Source organism: Janthinobacterium sp. J1-1 (assembly GCF_030944405.1).
In the GTDB taxonomy this organism is placed as follows: Bacteria; Pseudomonadota; Gammaproteobacteria; order Burkholderiales; family Burkholderiaceae_D; genus Janthinobacterium.
In genome coordinates this window covers 5,203,897-5,220,055 of record NZ_CP132339.1, presented here as the reverse complement: position 1 = coordinate 5,220,055, position 16,159 = coordinate 5,203,897, and the positions used below count along the sequence as shown (strand labels likewise).

Below are 16,159 nucleotides of genomic sequence, written 5' to 3'. Positions count from 1 at the left end.
TAGCTTGACTGACACAGCTTAGCCGATCTTGGCGAAGGACGATACCTTGCGTTTGTATAAATAAATGTAAAAAACCTGCGGCAGCGTTGCTGGCGCAGGTTGTGTTCAGGCGCGGATGCGCTTAGCGGCGATGTCCCCAGCCATGGCCACGGTCGTCGCGGTAGCCACGGCGGTCATCCCAGCGGTCGTGATCGCGGTAGTAGCCACGGCCCGGTTGCACGTACACGACCGGTGGCGGGCCGTAGTAGCGCGGTGGCGGCGCGTAGTACACGGGGCGCGGCGCGGGCTGGTAGTACACGGGCGGCGGGCTCTGGTAGTACGTGCCGCGGTAGCCACGGTCATAACCGCGGTTGTAGCCGCGATCATAGCCACGGTCGCCCGTGCGCAGGCTGTTGCCGACGGCGGCACCGATCACGCCGCCAACGATCGCGCCGTTGGTGCCGCCAGTGTTGTTGCCGATCGCCGCTCCGACGACGGCGCCGGCAACGGTATTGAAGTCGCGGTCACCGGCGGCCGTTGCTGCCGATGAGACAGCTACAGCCGCTACCATTACCGCACCCAGGAGTTTCTTGTTCAACATGGCATTTCCTTCCAATCCGGCGAGATCACAATGATCTGCATGAATGAACTATAGCGGCCGCACAAAACTTGATCCATGTCTAATACAACTTATTACAATCCGAACCGGGCGGTAACAAGTCAGCCGGGCGTACTCCGGGCCGCTTGCCACTCGGGCCGCAGCAGGCCATACATCTTGACGTCGCGCATCACGCCGTTGATAAAGAAGGCCTGGCGCAGCACGCCCTCCTGCGTAAAACCGCATTTTTGCGCAATCCGCTCGGAACCGGTATTGAGCGGGTCCATCAGCAACTCCAGCCGGTGATACGGGTAGGCCTTGAACAGATAGTCGACCAGCAGCTGGGTCGCCTCGCTGGTATAGCCGCGTCCGTTGCGTTGCGGGTCGAACAGGCGGTAGCCGATCTCGCGGCTGCTCGGGGTGCGGCTTTTGAAGTGGGTAATCGTGCCGATCATGGCCTGGTGCTGGTCTTCAATGATGAACAGCTCGCTGTCTTCGGTGACGAAGCCGGTTTGCATGAAGTCGCGCCGGATCGCCTCGGGCGACTTGAGTTGCGGCGAAAAGAACGCGCCGCGCGAGGGCAGGTCGTTGACCAGCGCGATATAGGTGGCCAGGTCGGCGGCCTGCAGATGGCGCAAGCTGCACAGTGTTCCTTTGATCATGATATTTCCCGTAGCAAGGCAGGCCCCATGGTAAGCGATAGCGGCCGCGCCCGGCAATCGCCGGGCGTCAAAGTTGCTGCAAACAAAGATCAAATACGCTATCGTGCCGGGCTGCACTCCGTGGTTCATGCGGGGTGCGCCGGCCCCATCCACTTTCACAGGACTCGCATGCCTTCCGTACAATTTCACCGTTCCCTGGTTTCCGTGCTGCTGGGCAGCGTCGTCAGCGCCGGCGCACTGGCCGCCGCGCCGGGAAATGATCCGGCCGCGCTGGCGCAAGTGCGCGACACCGCGCTGCACAGCGACTGGGCCTATGCGCGCCTGGCCGACATGACCGACCTGATCGGCCCACGCCTGTCCGGTTCGGCCGGCGCCGCCGCCGCCGTCGAGCAGGTGGCCGCCACCCTGCGCGGCCTGGGCGCCACCGTCACCTTGCAGCCGGTCAAGGTGCCGCACTGGGTGCGCGGCGTGGAAACGGCGGAAATCGTCGACTATGCGGGCCGTCCGAACGGCGTCTCGCAGCGCGTGGTGCTGACCGCCCTGGGCGGTTCGGGCGCGACGCCGGCCGCCGGCCTGACGGCGCCGCTGATCATCGTCAGCAGCTTCGAGGAACTCAAGGCGCGCGCGGCCGAAGTGAAAGGCGCCATCGTGCTGATCGATACCCCGTTCGACCAGGAGATGGCGGAACGCGGCCTGGCCGGCGTCACCTATGGCCAGGGTTCGCGCTTCCGCTTCGGCGGCCCGAAAGCGGCGGCCGAACTGGGCGCCGCCGCCGCGCTGGTGCGCTCGATCGGCGGCGCCGATTTCCGCATTCCGCACGCCGGCGCGACCGGCCTGGAAGACTGCAGGCGCATCCCGGCCGCCGCCGTGACGGTGGAAGACGCGCTGCTGATCAAACGCCTGGCCGCGCGCGGCCCGATGAAAATGCATTTGACGCTGACGCCGCAAAACCTGCCCGAGGCCGACAGCTACAACGTGATCGCCGACTGGCCGGGCACCGACAAGGCAGGCGAAGTGGTGATCGTGTCCGGCCACCTCGATTCCTGGGACCTGGCCACCGGCGCGCATGACGACGGCGCCGGCGTGGTGGCGGCGATGGGCGTGATCGAAACCCTGAAAAAACTCGACTACCGCCCGCGCCGCACCATCCGCGTGATCGCCTGGATGAACGAGGAAAACGGCGGCCGTGGCGGCCAGGCCTATTTCGAGGCGAACAAGCAGGCGCTGGCCAAGCAGTACGCCGCCATCGAAATGGACAGCGGCGCCGGCCGCCCGTTCGGCATCCTGGCCAGCGTCGGCCCGAAATCGGAAAAACTGTTTGCGCCCTTGCGCGCCGCCCTGCAGCCGATCGGCGCCCACGCCTTCACCCGCCGCGACGCGCTGGGCACGGGCGACCTGCACCGCCTGGAAAAGGGCGGCGTGCCCAGCTTCGAGCCGCTGGTCGACAGCCACAGCTATTTTCACTACCACCACACGCCGGCCGATACCCTGGACAAGGTCGATCCGGATAACCTGAAGCGCAACGTGGCGCTGATGTCGTCGCTGGCCTGGTACCTGGCCAATCTGGATGGCGAGATCGGCAGGGCGCCCGAGCAGGAGTAAGCGGCAGCGCCTTATTGCGACCAGCCCTGGAGATTGTCGGCGACGTCATGGCGGATGCCCCACCAGGGCAGGTAGGCGTGGTGCTCGCCACGCGCGCGGAACCAGGGCTTGCTTTGATCGATGGGCCGCACCCTGGCCGGCGGCGACACCAGCACGCCGGTCAGGCTGGCGCTGTCGCTGGTGCCGGCCACCAGCACCGGCCTGCCCGTGTGATTGGCGTAGGCGATCGCCAGCGCCACATTGGTCAGCGCCGTGCCGGCGCCCATTTCGCCCAGCAGGGCGGGCGTATTGAAGGTCTGCGGCAAAAAGTCAAACTCGGGCACTTCCAGTGTCAGCGCGTGTGCCAGCAGGCCGATCCGGTCGGATGAGGTCGGCAGGATATTGTTGGCGTCGTGGATCACATAGCCGATGTCCTGTTCGACCTTGCCGCCATTGCGCGCCGCTTGCGCAAACACCGATTGCCAGGCCTGCACGACGCGTGGCGGCAGGTCCTTGGCCAAGGCGAAGTCGGCGGCATTTTTAAGCGATGGATAGCCTATCCACGCCAGCGCCGCGCGCTCGGTGTTGTAGTTGGGGCCGGCTAGTACCAGCAGTACCAGGTTTTCATTGATCTGCGTATGTTTGGGGCGGCTGGGCGCATCCCAGTTCATCACCCACACGGTTTCGTCCGGATGTGCTTCGAGATAGGCAAGCGCGGCTGTCAGGGAAGTAAAGCCGGCATTGTTGCCGCCCATGGTAAGGCGAACGTCGGGCGGGGTGGAGCGGGACCAGACGGTAGGGAAACTCGGGTTGCCGATATCGAAGGTGTTGATGATGCGGTCGCGGACCCTGTCCCGCGTTATCTCTGCATCCAGCTTACCCGCAGGCAGCGCATATTCAACGCGTATCCCAGCCAGTTCGCGCCAGCTTTTCTGTGTTCCTCGGGGATAAACCCGATAAAAATAAGTGGGACTGGAAAAGTAAATATCGTGAAATAAAACGGTCAGCTTTCGCACATATTTGTAGTGATAACCCTCGAATGTCTCTGTGCCATCCAGATCGTAGGCAATCGGCGCCACTGCCTGCAGGGTACTGAACCCCCGGGGATCCGTTCTGACCATGTCGTCGTTCTTGTTGGGCTTGGCAATTCCTAACGTCCACAGCAATTGCCATTCCGTCGGATAATCGAGCCGCTGCAAGGGATTCAGCCATTGCAGGCCCACCACCTGCGCCCGGAATGGTTGCTTTGGTATTGTTGGCACTACGGAGACTGTTGCAGTTTGAGCTGGCTTTTCAGTGCTCGCGCAGGCGCTCAATAGAGAGAAAAGCGCCAGGCCGGCAAACAGGGGCAGGGCAATAAAGCGTTTCATGATTTCTCCATTCGATAAGATGCCCGAATCTCCTGCTCTGCCTTGCCATGACAGCCACAGCGCGGCGACAATCAGCAGGGCAACAATCAAACAGAACAAAAGGCGTTTGCCAGGGAATCTGTTCACCTTAGGCATGATCAGTTCCCAGAGCGGAGATGCCCGTTGGGGCCGCACGGGCAGCACTGTTCTGGCGTTCATCCATTATCTTTGTCGGCTTTCTGGCAGGATTTTTCTCATCATTGGCCCATTCAAATAGAGATACATTCTTGAATCTGCCACTTTCGAAATATTCAGAAAACTCCGCGCTGCCCGCGGTGTCATTCAAACGTTCCAGTAAAGTCCAATCCGCCGCTACTTTCAGTGTACGAAGCTCATCCTGCCTGATCGTGCACACCCCCAGCGCCACGTCATATGCCAGCGCCTTTTCCGCGTGCTCGGGATTGGTCATGATGGTCGAGTGATCGGTGGCATGGGTGTCGATATTGGCTACCAGGTAGTTCTGGATTTCTTTTGCGCGCCAGGCCTTGAACTCGTCGGATGCCTCTTGAGGCTGGTCCACCGCCGTGACCGGTTTTCCCTTTTTAACCCAGTCATCGCGCCTGGCCTGCATGCGCAGCATGCCGTTCTGTTCATAGCGCAGCGCCGCTTCCGTTGCCGCGTCGCCGTGGCCTTGCGCGCGGTGCGCGGCATACGCGTCATCGGGTTCGGCGGGGCGCTGCCTGTTCAAGGCGTCTGAGGGGGCATCGCTGCCTTCGTCAAACTGGTCGCTCAGCTTGCCATCGCGATTGGCGTGGGGCAAAAAGGTTTCGGGCAGCCTGGGCGCTTTCATCGGCAGCAGCCAGGACTCGGGCGGCAAGGCATTGATGCGCGTACGCGCCAGTTTCATCAGCACGATCATGACGGGCGCAAACATAAAAGTCAGTATTTTGCGCCCGATGCCTTGACTGGAGCGCAAGCCTTTCTCGATCGAATACTCGGCGACCAGTGAACGCGGGTGCCAGAAATCTAGGCTGCCCGGCGCCAGTGGCGCGCCATTGCGCTGCCAGATGTCGTAATCCGTTTCATTCTCCTGGCCGACTGGATGATTTTGTGCGAACACGCGCTGGGTAAATACGCCTTCGCCACCCGTATCGGCAATTTCCTGGCCCGACATGCCGCGCCAGCCGATCCCTTGCACGGGGGTGGCAGAAATTACCTGGTCATGGGGATTGAAGTACAGGGTTACCCTGCCATAAGTGGAACCGTTCAAGCCGTAGGCGGCCCGGTCAAGCGCCGCTTCATAACCATCCTCAGGCCTGGCTTTCTTGTTGGCCGTGTACTTGTCGACCAGCGCGGCATCCTGCTGCATTGCCTGGCGCGTGCGCAGGATATCGAAGAATGCCTTCAAGGTTTTGGTGCGCGCTTCATACTTTTGCCGCCCCGTATTGCCGTGCTCATCTTTCAAATGGCCGCTGACCCAGTTTTCCGTAAAATTCCTGTCCAGCAGGCTGTATGGCGGATTGCACAGCACATAGCTGTCGGCCACGGCGTCAGCACCCAAGGTGTCGCCCAGGAAGGCGGCCGCCATCGCCACCATATTCCCCTGGCTGTGGCAGACGATGGTGACGGGTGCATCTTTCTGACAGGCGCGTATCGATTGCACCAGCCGCGCCAGGCGCCAGGCGGCGAACACGAAATAAGGGCGAGGTGGACAGGCATACACTTGCCGGTCATTGGTCGGGTTCATGTGCTGGATATGCATCCACAAGAACAGTTCTTCCGACAGGCCCTGGCGCCACAAGTCGGGCAGGGCGCTGCAGCCATTGGCGAACGGGCCGCCGCCCCAGTAGTTTTTTTCGTTCAGGTAGATGCCTGCGCCGAACTCCTGCAACTCCTCGCTGCTGGCTTTATAACCCCAGCGGAAACGGATCACGGGAGAATTGGACTCATCCGCCTGCAGGAAGGTGCTGGCGTTGCGCTTGGGATTGAGAAAGCCATCGTCGCTCAATTCGCGTTCGTAGTGCGCCGGCTTCATTTGTCCGCCGGCCGGGCCCGGTATCGCCAAGTCTTTGTCGCGGCGTTTCAGGCGCTGGTTCAAGCCTTCGCACAAGCCCGCTTCAGCCTGTTCATACCATTCGCCATCGGAGTTGACGCCGTGCACGAAGATGATGATGCCGGGCCGCTGCAGACGCAGCACCCCTTCGAGCGGACTGTGGCTGAACAGCGCGTGGCCTTCCGGTTCGGCCAGCAGAATGCAATCGGCATCAGGCTTGTAGTCGGTCCACATGCGGGCGCTCCGTCAAGTATTGAACGAATCGAGAAATTGCGCCAAGGCAATCCCGGGCAATCTGCACTCTAGGTGGATACGCCGGGACAGGAATTGCGGAGGATCAAGGAAGGATAGTTACAGCGCGTCCAGCGGTATTTTCAGGTAGCGCACGCCATTCTCTTCCGGCTCGGGCAGCTTGCCGGCGTTGATATTGACCTGGATCGCCGGCAGTATCAGGGTCGGCATCTCCAGGGTGGCGTCACGGCCCGTGCGCAGGGCCACGAACTGGTCTTCCGTGATGCCGTCGCGCAGGTGGATATTGGCGGCGCGCTGGGCGGCCACCGTGGTTTCCCAGCGCGGCTCGCGGCCGGCCGGCGGGTAGTCGTGGCACATGAAGAGGCGGGTTGCCGGCGGCAGCGCCAGCACGCGCTGCGCCGAGCGGTACAGCAGGGCGGCCGAGCCGCCGGGAAAATCGCAGCGGGCCGAGCCGACGTCGGGCATGAACAGGGTGTCGCCGACAAATACGGCGTCGCCGATCTGGTAGGCCAGATCGGCCGGCGTGTGGCCCGGCACATGCAGCGCGCGCACCTCGAGCGCGCCGATATGAAACACCTGGTCGGGCGCGAACAGCTGGTCGAATTGCGAGCCGTCGCTTGTTGCGCCATGCTGGTGATAGATATCGGCAAACGCCTGCTGCACCGCCTGGATCGCCGCGCCGATGGCCACTTCGCCGCCCAGCTGCCGCTGCAGGTAGGGCGCGGCCGACAGGTGGTCGGCGTGGGCATGGGTTTCCAGCAGCCAGCGGCACTGCAAGCCGTGTTCGCGCACAAAGGCGATCACCTTGTCGGCCGAGGTGGTGGCGGTGCGGCCCGCCTTCGGATCGTAGTCGAGCACGGAATCGATAATGGCGCAGGCGCCGCCTTCGCCCTCGTACACCACATAGGTGACGGTGGCGGTGGCGGGGTCGAAAAAGGCGTGTATTTGGGGCGTCATCATGGTGGCGTGGTGCTGGCAAGGATGCTCATTATATCGCCGTGATCGCTTGAAAAATATCTCGAATCGCGATTTGATATGTAAAAAACGCATATCGTCTGGGGCTTGCCGCTGCAAGGTGCGCGCGTCTGGACTTGCTTCGTGCTAATCTCGTTGCCACAAGGAGGAAGTCCATGAACGATACCACTGCACGCAGCGAACAGTACCGCGGTTTCACGATCTCCGTGACGCCGCAAAAGGACAATGACGACCTGTGGGATTTCACCTACCGCCTGCAGCGCGAAGCCGGCGCGGAAGGCGACGCCAAGGACATCGAGCGCAGCCGCACCCTGGGCGGCTATGCCACGCCCGAGACCGCCCGCGTGGCCGGCCTGGAAGTGGCCAAGACGGAAGTGGACAATCTGCTGCGTCCCTGACGCCCCGATTTGATCCACCGTAAATCGTTTAGTGTGAATGCGCGGCGCCGCCGAAACTGATCGCGGCGCACGGCGCTTCATGCTACGATTTCCTTTATTGCGCAAGGAGGTAGCCCATGAACAGCAGTTCCAAGATTCACTATAAAGGCTGGGAAATCGTTCCCCTGGCCGTGCCGACCAGCGATGGCAAATGGTCGGCCAGTTGCGATATAGAACGCGCCACGGTCGAAGGCCTGGAAGTGTTCGAAGGCTCGACCATGCAGTTCGTGCGCGACGACGAAGACGGCGCGATTGCCGCCGCCTGCGAAGAAGCCGTACGCCAGATCGACAATATCATCGCCAATCCGCTGGTGCGCCTCGCCTGAGGCCAGCCACGCATCGCCATTCCCTGCAGCTGGCGCCCGCCAGCTGCTTTCCTTGACACCATTGCTTTCATCCGCGTTTCATCGATGTTTCAATAAATGTTTCATTATGAAATATTGAAACAAAAATGAAACATCATGGTGAACCACTGTCACACCCGCTGTTCCACCATCCATCGCCCCATACCACCCGCAAGACACCGCACTACGGTCGTTTCCCCTCTGGCGAGGGTCATATGCAACGCTGTGGCAGTCGCCTGGCACGGCACTTGCAATACCCGTGTTCATAGCAGGTCCATGAAACATTCGAACCCATAAGGTGAACACATGAGTCTTTACTCCGCAGGTGCCGCGTTCCGCAAGGCCGTCCAGGAAGAATCCCCGTTGCAAGTGGTCGGTACGATCAATGCCAATCACGCCTTGCTGGCCAAGCGCGCCGGCTTCAAGGCCATCTACCTGTCCGGTGGCGGCGTCGCTGCCGGCTCGCTGGGCTTGCCTGACCTGGGTATTTCCAACCTCGACGATGTGCTGACCGATATCCGCCGCATCACCGACGTGTGCGACCTGCCGCTGCTGGTCGATGCCGACACCGGTTTCGGCTCGTCCGCCTTCAATGTGGCGCGCACCGTCAAATCAATGATCAAGGCCGGCGCGGCCGCCCTGCATATCGAAGACCAGGTGGGCGCCAAGCGCTGCGGTCATCGCCCGGGCAAGGAAATCGTCAGCAAGGAAGAAATGGTCGACCGCATCAAGGCGGCCGTCGACGCGCGCACCGACCCGAACTTCGTCATCATGGCGCGCACCGATGCGCTGGCCGTCGATGGCCTGGAAGCGGCGCTGGAACGCGCGGTGGCCTGCGTCGAGGCGGGCGCCGACATGATCTTCCCGGAAGCGATCACGGATCTGTCGATGTACACCACGTTTGCCAACGCCGTGAAGGTGCCGGTGCTGGCCAATATCACCGAATTCGGCGCCACGCCCCTGTTCACGGTGGACCAGCTGCGCGGCGCCGATGTCGGCCTGGTGCTGTATCCGCTGTCGGCCTTCCGCGCCATGAACAAGGCGGCCGAAAACGTCTACACGGCACTGCGCCGCGACGGCACGCAACAGAATGTGCTGGACACCATGCAGACGCGCATGGAGCTGTATGAATCGATCAATTACCACGACTTCGAACAGAAGCTCGATGCCCTCTTTGCAGCGCAGAAAACCAAATAATTATTATCCGGAGAAGACAATGACCGCACCACAAGCCACCACTTTCAAGCCTAAAAAATCCGTCGCCCTGTCTGGCGTTACCGCCGGCAATACTGCCCTGTGCTCGGTCGGCAAGACCGGCAACGATTTGCACTACCGCGGCTATGACATCCTGGACGTGGCCGACAGCTGCGAGTTCGAAGAAATCGCCTTCCTGCTGGTGCACGGCAAGCTGCCGACCACGGCGGAACTGAAAGGCTACAAGGCCAAGCTGAAATCCCTGCGCGGCTTGCCGTCCGCCGTGAAAGCGGCACTGGAAGCGCTGCCGGCCGCCGCCCATCCGATGGACGTGATGCGCACCGGCGTGTCGGTGCTGGGTTGCACCCTGCCGGAAAAGGACGACCATAACGCACCGGGCGCGCGCGATATCGCCGACCGCCTGATGGCCTCGTTCGGCTCGATGCTGCTGTACTGGTACCACTACAGCCATAACGGCAAGCGCATCGAAGTGGAAACCGACGACGACTCGATCGGCGGCCATTTCCTGCACCTGCTGCATGGCGAAAAGCCGTCGGCGTCGTGGGAAAAAGCCATGCACACCTCGCTGATCCTGTATGCGGAACACGAGTTCAATGCCTCCACCTTTACCAGCCGCGTGATCGCCGGCACGGGTTCGGACATCCACTCGGCCATCACCGGCGCCATCGGCGCGCTGCGCGGCCCGAAACACGGCGGCGCCAATGAAGTGGCGCTCGACATTCAAAAACGCTACGACAACGCCGACGAAGCCGAAGCGGACATCCGCGAGCGTGTCGCCAACAAGGAAGTGGTGATCGGCTTCGGCCATCCCGTCTACACGATTTCCGACCCGCGCAATGTGGTCATCAAGGAAGTGGCCCGCTCGCTGTCTCAGGAAGCGGGTTCGACCAAGATGTTCGATATCGCCGAACGCCTGGAAACGGTGATGTGGGAGATCAAGAACATGTTCCCGAACCTGGACTGGTTCTCGGCCGTGTCCTACCACATGATGGGCGTGCCGACGGCGATGTTCACCCCGCTGTTCGTCATCTCGCGCACCTCGGGTTGGGCCGCCCACATCATCGAACAGCGCATCGACAACAAGATCATCCGTCCTAGCGCCAACTACGTGGGCCCGGAAGACCTGCAATTCGTGCCGATCAAGGACCGCAAATAATGAGCATCACGATGAACACCTTGCACCGCAAGCTTTTGCCGGGCACCCAGCTCGATTTCTTCGACACGCGCGCCGCCGTCGACGCGATTCAACCCGGCGCCTATGCCACCTTGCCTTATACCTCGCGCGTGCTGGCCGAAAACCTGGTGCGCCGCTGCGACCCCGAGAGCCTGAACGCCTCGCTGCGCCAGTTTATCGAACGCCGCCGCGACCTGGACTTTCCGTGGTTTCCTGCGCGCGTGGTCTGCCATGACATCCTGGGCCAGACGGCCCTGGTCGACCTGGCCGGCCTGCGCGACGCCATCGCGGCCCAGGGCGGCGACCCGGCCCTGGTCAACCCCGTGGTGCCGACCCAGCTGGTGGTCGACCACTCGCTGGCCGTCGAATGCGGCGGTTTCGATCCCGACGCCTTTGCCAAGAACCGCGCCATCGAAGACCGCCGCAACGAAGACCGTTTCGACTTTATCGACTGGACCAAGAAAGCGTTCAAGAACGTCGACGTGATCCCGCCCGGCAACGGCATCCTGCACCAGATCAACCTCGAGCGTATGTCGCCCGTGATCCAGGTGCAGGACGGCGTGGCTTACCCGGACACCCTGGTCGGCACCGATTCGCACACCCCCATGGTCGACGCCCTGGGCGTGATCGCCATCGGCGTCGGCGGCCTGGAAGCGGAAAGCGTGATGCTGGGCCGCGCTTCGTGGATGCGCCTGCCGGACATTATCGGCGTCAAGCTGACCGGCAAGCCGCAGCCGGGCATCACCGCCACCGACACCGTGCTGGCACTGACGGAATTCCTGCGCAAGCAGAAGGTCGTCTCGTCATACCTGGAGTTCTACGGCGAAGGCGCCTCGCACCTGACCCTGGGCGACCGCGCCACGATTTCCAACATGGCGCCGGAATTCGGCGCCACCGCCGCCATGTTCTATATCGACGAACAGACCATCAAGTATCTGAAACTGACCGGGCGCGAAGACGCGCAGGTGGCGCTGGTGGAAACCTATGCGAAAGAAACGGGACTGTGGGCCGACAGCCTGGCGGACGCCGAGTACGAGCGCGTGTTGAGCTTCGACCTGTCGTCGGTGGTGCGCAATATCGCCGGCCCGTCGAACCCGCACAACCGCGTGCCGACCTCTGAACTGGCCGCGCGCGGCATCTCCGGCGTGGTGGAAAACGAGCCGGGCAAGATGCCGGACGGCGCCGTGATCATCGCGGCGATCACCAGCTGCACCAACACGAATAATCCGCGCAACATGATCGCGGCCGGTCTGATCGCCCGCAACGCCAATCGCCTCGGTTTGCTGCGCAAACCATGGGTCAAGTCGTCGCTGGCGCCCGGTTCGAAAACGGTGGAACTGTACCTGCAGGAAGCAGGGCTGATGGACGAACTCGAAAAGCTGGGCTTTGGCGTGGTGGCGTTTGCCTGCACTTCGTGCAACGGCATGTCGGGCGCGCTCGACCCGGTGATCCAGGACGAGGTGGTGGCGCGCGACCTGTACGCCACCGCCGTCTTGTCCGGCAACCGCAACTTCGACGGCCGCATCCACCCGTATGCGAAACAGGCTTTCCTGGCGTCGCCGCCGCTGGTGGTGGCGTATGCCATCGCCGGCACCATCCGCTTCGATATCGAAAAAGACGTGCTGGGCATCGGCCCCGACGGCCAGCCGATCTTGCTCGCGGATATCTGGCCTTCGGACGAAGAGATCGACGCGATTGTCGCCGCCAGCGTCAAGCCCGAGCAGTTCCGCAAGGTGTATATCCCCATGTTCGCCAAACAGGCGGACGACGGCATCAAGGTCAGCCCGCTGTATGACTGGCGTCCTCAAACCACGTATATCCGCCGCCCGCCTTACTGGGAAGGCGCGCTGGCCGGCGCGCGCCCCTTGAAAGGCATGCGTCCGCTGGCCGTGTTGGGCGACAATATCACCACCGACCACCTGTCGCCGTCGAACGCCATCATGCTTGACAGCGCGGCCGGCGAATACCTGGCGAAGATGGGCTTGCCCGAGGAGGACTTCAATTCCTATGCCACCCATCGTGGCGACCATCTGACGGCGCAGCGCGCCACTTTTGCCAATCCGACCCTGAAAAACGAGATGGTCGTCGAGGACGGCAAGGTGAAAGCGGGTTCGCTCACGCGCATCGAGCCGGACGGCACGATTTCGCGCATGTGGGAAGCGATCGAGATCTACATGGAGCGCAAGCAGCCCCTGATCATCATCGCCGGCGCCGACTATGGCCAGGGTTCCTCGCGCGACTGGGCCGCCAAAGGCGTGCGCCTGGCCGGCGTGGAAGCGATTGTCGCCGAAGGTTTCGAGCGCATCCATCGCACCAACCTGGTCGGCATGGGCGTGCTGCCGCTGGAGTTTTTGACAGGCGTCACGCGCAAGACCCTGGGCCTGGACGGCAGCGAAACCTACGACGTGGTGGGCGAGCGCACGCCGCGCTCCACATTGACCTTGCTGATCCACCGCGCCAATGGCGACACCGAGGAAGTGCCGGTCACCTGCCGCCTCGATACGGCGGAAGAGGTGTCGATCTATGAGGCCGGTGGCGTGCTGCAGCGGTTTGCGCAGGATTTCCTGGAGTCGTCGAAAGCCGCGTAATTTACTGGGAACGCAGCGTAAATCCGGGGTCAGACCCGCCGGAACTCGGCGTCCCCGTCTGATCCCAGCTCTTGCATTCGGGTTCAATCATACATTCAAAGCAGGAACTTCAATGACCCATCCCCCCCAAATCAAAATCCCCGCCACCTATATGCGTGGCGGCACCAGCAAAGGCGTGTTCTTCCGCCTGCAGGATCTGCCAGCCGATGCCCAGGTGCCGGGCGCGGCGCGCGACGCCTTGCTGCTGCGCGTGATCGGCAGCCCCGACCCGTATGGCAAGCAGATCGACGGCATGGGCGGCGCCACGTCGAGCACCAGCAAGACGGTGATCCTGTCCAAAAGTGCCAGGCCAGATCACGATGTCGATTACCTGTTCGGCCAGGTCGCCATCGACAAGCCGTTTGTCGACTGGAGCGGCAACTGCGGCAACCTGTCGGCGGCCGTCGGCTCGTTCGCGATCGCCAATGGCCTGGTCGACGCGGCGCGCATCCCGCACAACGGCGTGGCTGTGGTGCGCGTGTGGCAGGCCAATATCGGCAAGACCATTATCGCCCACGTGTCCGTGACGAATGGCGAAGTGCAGGAGACGGGCGACTTCGAACTCGATGGCGTGACCTTTCCGGCCGCCGAAGTGAAACTCGAGTTTCTCGATCCTGCGGCCGAAGAAGAGGGCGCAGGCGGCTCGATGTTCCCCACCGGCCAGCTGGTCGATGACCTGGAGGTACCCGGCATCGGCACCTTGCGCGTCACGATGATTAATGCCGGCATCCCGACCATCTTTGTCGACGCCGATGCCATCGGCTATGCCGGCACCGAGCTGCAGGATGCGATCAATGGCGATCCGGCCGCCCTGGCCCGCTTTGAAACCATCCGCGCCCACGGTGCCCTGCGCATGGGGTTGATCAGCCACCTGGACGAAGCGGCCAAGCGCCAGCATACGCCGAAGGTGGCGTTTGTCGCCAGACCGGCCGGTTATGTGTCGTCGAGCGGCAAGCGGGTAGAAGCGGAGGATATCGACCTGCTGGTGCGCGCCATGTCGATGGGCAAGCTGCATCACGCGATGATGGGCACGGCGGCGGTGGCCATCGGCACGGCGGCGGCGATTCCCGGCACCCTGGTCAATCTGGCGGCCGGTGGCGGAGAAAAGACCAGCGTGCGTTTCGGCCACCCGTCCGGCACCCTGATGGTGGGCGCCGAGGCAACGCAGATCAACGGCGACTGGAGCGTCACCAAGGCCATCATGAGCCGCAGCGCGCGCGTGCTGATGGAAGGCTTTGTGCGCGTGCCAGGGTAAAGAGGAAAGACGGATAGCCGGCAGGCTTGATTTTTTGCAGGATCGCAAGCTCGGCAGCGAAGGAAAATGGCGTGGACGCAGTGGTGAAGTCCTTGCCATCAAGTCCGTGTATTTCCATCCTTCCTGGGGCCGCCATGCTATTTAATTCCTGGATTTTCCTGCTGGGCTTTTTGCCAGTCACGCTCGCCGGCTTTTTTCTGCTGGGCCGGCGCAGCCCTGTCATGGGGGCGGCCTGGCTGGCCGGCGCCTCGCTGTTTTTCTATGGCTGGTGGGATCTGCGCTATGTGCCGCTGCTGCTGGCGTCCATCTGCGTCAATTATGGCTGTTCCACCGTGCTGGCTAGCGGGCCGGCCAGGCGCCGCAAGGCGCTGCTGATTGCCGCCATCGCAGCCAACCTGGCGCTGCTCGGCTACTACAAATATGCGGGCTTCCTGGTTGCCGGCATTGCGGAACTGCTGGCCCGGCCACTGCCTGCGCTGCACGTGATCCTGCCGGTCGGTATCTCGTTTTTCACTTTTACCCAGATCGCCTTTTTGGTCGATACGTACAGGGGACAAGTGCGGGAGCGGCGCTTCGTCCATTACCTGCTGTTCGTCACCTATTTCCCGCACCTGATCGCTGGCCCGGTGCTGCATCACAAGGAGATGATGCCGCAGTTCGCCGACCGCGGCATCTTTCGGCTATCGCAGGAAAACATCGCCGCCGGCGCCAGCATTTTCTTTATCGGCCTGGCCAAGAAAGTGCTGATTGCCGATAACCTGGCGCCGTTTGCCGGCGCGCTGTTCAACCAGCCCGGCGAACCGTCGCTGCTGATCGCCTGGAGCGGTGTGCTGGCGTATGCGTTTCAGCTGTATTTCGATTTTTCCGGCTATTCCGACATGGCCATCGGCCTGTCGCGCCTGTTCGGCGTCAAGCTGCCCCTGAATTTCGATTCGCCCTACAAGGCGGCCAATATCGCCGAATTCTGGCGCCGCTGGCACATGACTTTGTCGCGCTTCCTGCGCGATTATCTGTATATTCCGCTGGGCGGCAACCGCCATGGCGGTGCGCGCCGCTACCTGAACCTGATGATCACCATGGTGCTGGGCGGACTATGGCATGGCGCCGGCTGGAATTTCCTGGTCTGGGGTGCCCTGCACGGCGTGTTCCTGGGCGTCCATGGCGCATGGGGTCCGCTGGCCGCTCGCCTGCGTTTTTCCACGACATCGGCCGCCTGGAGGATTTTCTCCACCGCGCTGACCTTTGTGGCCGTCTGCACCGCCTGGGTCTTCTTTCGCGCGCCCGACCTGGCCAGCGCGCTGGCCATCGTCGATGGCCTGTATGGCGGCAATGGCGTCGCCTTGCCCGATGCGCTGGCCCGGTTTCTGCTACCCGTGCAGCCGCTTCTGGCGGCCATGAACGTCTCGTTTTATCTCGGCGGCGGCAGCGCCTTTATCGACGGCTGGCGCTGGATCTGCCTGGCCGCGCTGCTGGCGTTTGCCTGTCCGAATACCCAGCAGATCATGCGCCTGGTGGCGCCCGCGCTCGATGCCAAACCTGTCGGCAGTTATCTGGTCTGGCAGCCGACGCGCCGCTGGGCGGCGGCGATCGCCTGCCTGGCGCTGGCCAGCATGCTGTCCTTGAACCGCCCCGCCGAATTCCTGTATTTTCAATTCTAG

At 62.5% G+C, this 16,159-nt stretch carries 13 protein-coding genes; 8 read left to right on the top strand and 5 right to left on the bottom strand.

The features are described from left to right. Positions 1-121: 121 nt before the first annotated feature. Positions 122-580, bottom strand: coding sequence for a glycine zipper 2TM domain-containing protein (locus Q8L25_RS23885; protein WP_308921777.1), 459 nt, complete (start codon positions 578-580; stop codon positions 122-124). Positions 581-699: 119 nt separating this feature from the next. Beyond that, positions 700-1,239 (bottom strand): GNAT family protein, encoded by a 540-nt coding sequence (locus tag Q8L25_RS23880; RefSeq protein ID WP_308921776.1) that lies wholly within the window; start codon positions 1,237-1,239, stop codon positions 700-702. Positions 1,240-1,407: 168 nt separating this feature from the next. Between Q8L25_RS23880 and Q8L25_RS23875 the strand changes: the two genes are divergently transcribed. Next, complete coding sequence (locus Q8L25_RS23875) at positions 1,408-2,841, top strand: M20/M25/M40 family metallo-hydrolase (RefSeq protein WP_308921775.1); 1,434 nt, start codon at positions 1,408-1,410, stop codon at positions 2,839-2,841. An 11-nt stretch (positions 2,842-2,852) separates the two neighbouring features. On the opposite strand, the gene Q8L25_RS23870 is transcribed toward Q8L25_RS23875, so the two are convergent. From Q8L25_RS23870 to Q8L25_RS23860, 3 genes are all read right to left on the bottom strand, one after another. Beyond that, complete coding sequence (locus Q8L25_RS23870; protein WP_308921774.1) at positions 2,853-4,325, bottom strand: virulence factor; 1,473 nt, start codon at positions 4,323-4,325, stop codon at positions 2,853-2,855. After that, positions 4,318-6,456, bottom strand: coding sequence for a hypothetical protein (locus tag Q8L25_RS23865; RefSeq protein WP_308921773.1), 2,139 nt, complete (start codon positions 6,454-6,456; stop codon positions 4,318-4,320). Before Q8L25_RS23865 ends, Q8L25_RS23870 begins: the two co-directional genes overlap by 8 nt. Positions 6,457-6,573: 117 nt before the next feature. Then, complete coding sequence (locus tag Q8L25_RS23860) at positions 6,574-7,431, bottom strand: MBL fold metallo-hydrolase (RefSeq protein WP_308925787.1); 858 nt, start codon at positions 7,429-7,431, stop codon at positions 6,574-6,576. A 173-nt stretch (positions 7,432-7,604) separates the two neighbouring features. Between Q8L25_RS23860 and Q8L25_RS23855 the strand changes: the two genes are divergently transcribed. From Q8L25_RS23855 to Q8L25_RS23825, 7 genes are all read left to right on the top strand, one after another. Then, positions 7,605-7,847 carry a hypothetical protein gene (locus Q8L25_RS23855; RefSeq protein WP_308921772.1) on the top strand — a complete coding sequence of 81 codons (243 nt, stop codon included), beginning with the start codon at positions 7,605-7,607 and terminating at the stop codon, positions 7,845-7,847. Between the two features lie 116 nt (positions 7,848-7,963). Next, complete coding sequence (locus Q8L25_RS23850; protein WP_094444960.1) at positions 7,964-8,212, top strand: hypothetical protein; 249 nt, start codon at positions 7,964-7,966, stop codon at positions 8,210-8,212. A gap of 324 nt (positions 8,213-8,536) precedes the next feature. Continuing rightward, positions 8,537-9,427: a methylisocitrate lyase gene (gene prpB / locus Q8L25_RS23845; protein WP_308921771.1), complete on the top strand. Its 891-nt coding sequence runs from the start codon at positions 8,537-8,539 to the stop codon at positions 9,425-9,427. 19 nt (positions 9,428-9,446) lie between these two features. Then, a complete protein-coding gene (gene prpC / locus Q8L25_RS23840) occupies positions 9,447-10,601 on the top strand; it encodes a 2-methylcitrate synthase (protein ID WP_308921770.1) in 1,155 nt (384 codons plus the stop codon). An 11-nt stretch (positions 10,602-10,612) separates the two neighbouring features. After that, positions 10,613-13,207 (top strand): Fe/S-dependent 2-methylisocitrate dehydratase AcnD, encoded by a 2,595-nt coding sequence (gene acnD, locus Q8L25_RS23835; protein ID WP_308925786.1) that lies wholly within the window; start codon positions 10,613-10,615, stop codon positions 13,205-13,207. Positions 13,208-13,319: 112 nt separating this feature from the next. Continuing rightward, positions 13,320-14,501, top strand: coding sequence for a 2-methylaconitate cis-trans isomerase PrpF (gene prpF / locus Q8L25_RS23830; protein WP_308921769.1), 1,182 nt, complete (start codon positions 13,320-13,322; stop codon positions 14,499-14,501). 134 nt (positions 14,502-14,635) lie between these two features. Next, a complete protein-coding gene (locus Q8L25_RS23825; protein WP_308921768.1) occupies positions 14,636-16,159 on the top strand; it encodes an MBOAT family protein in 1,524 nt (507 codons plus the stop codon).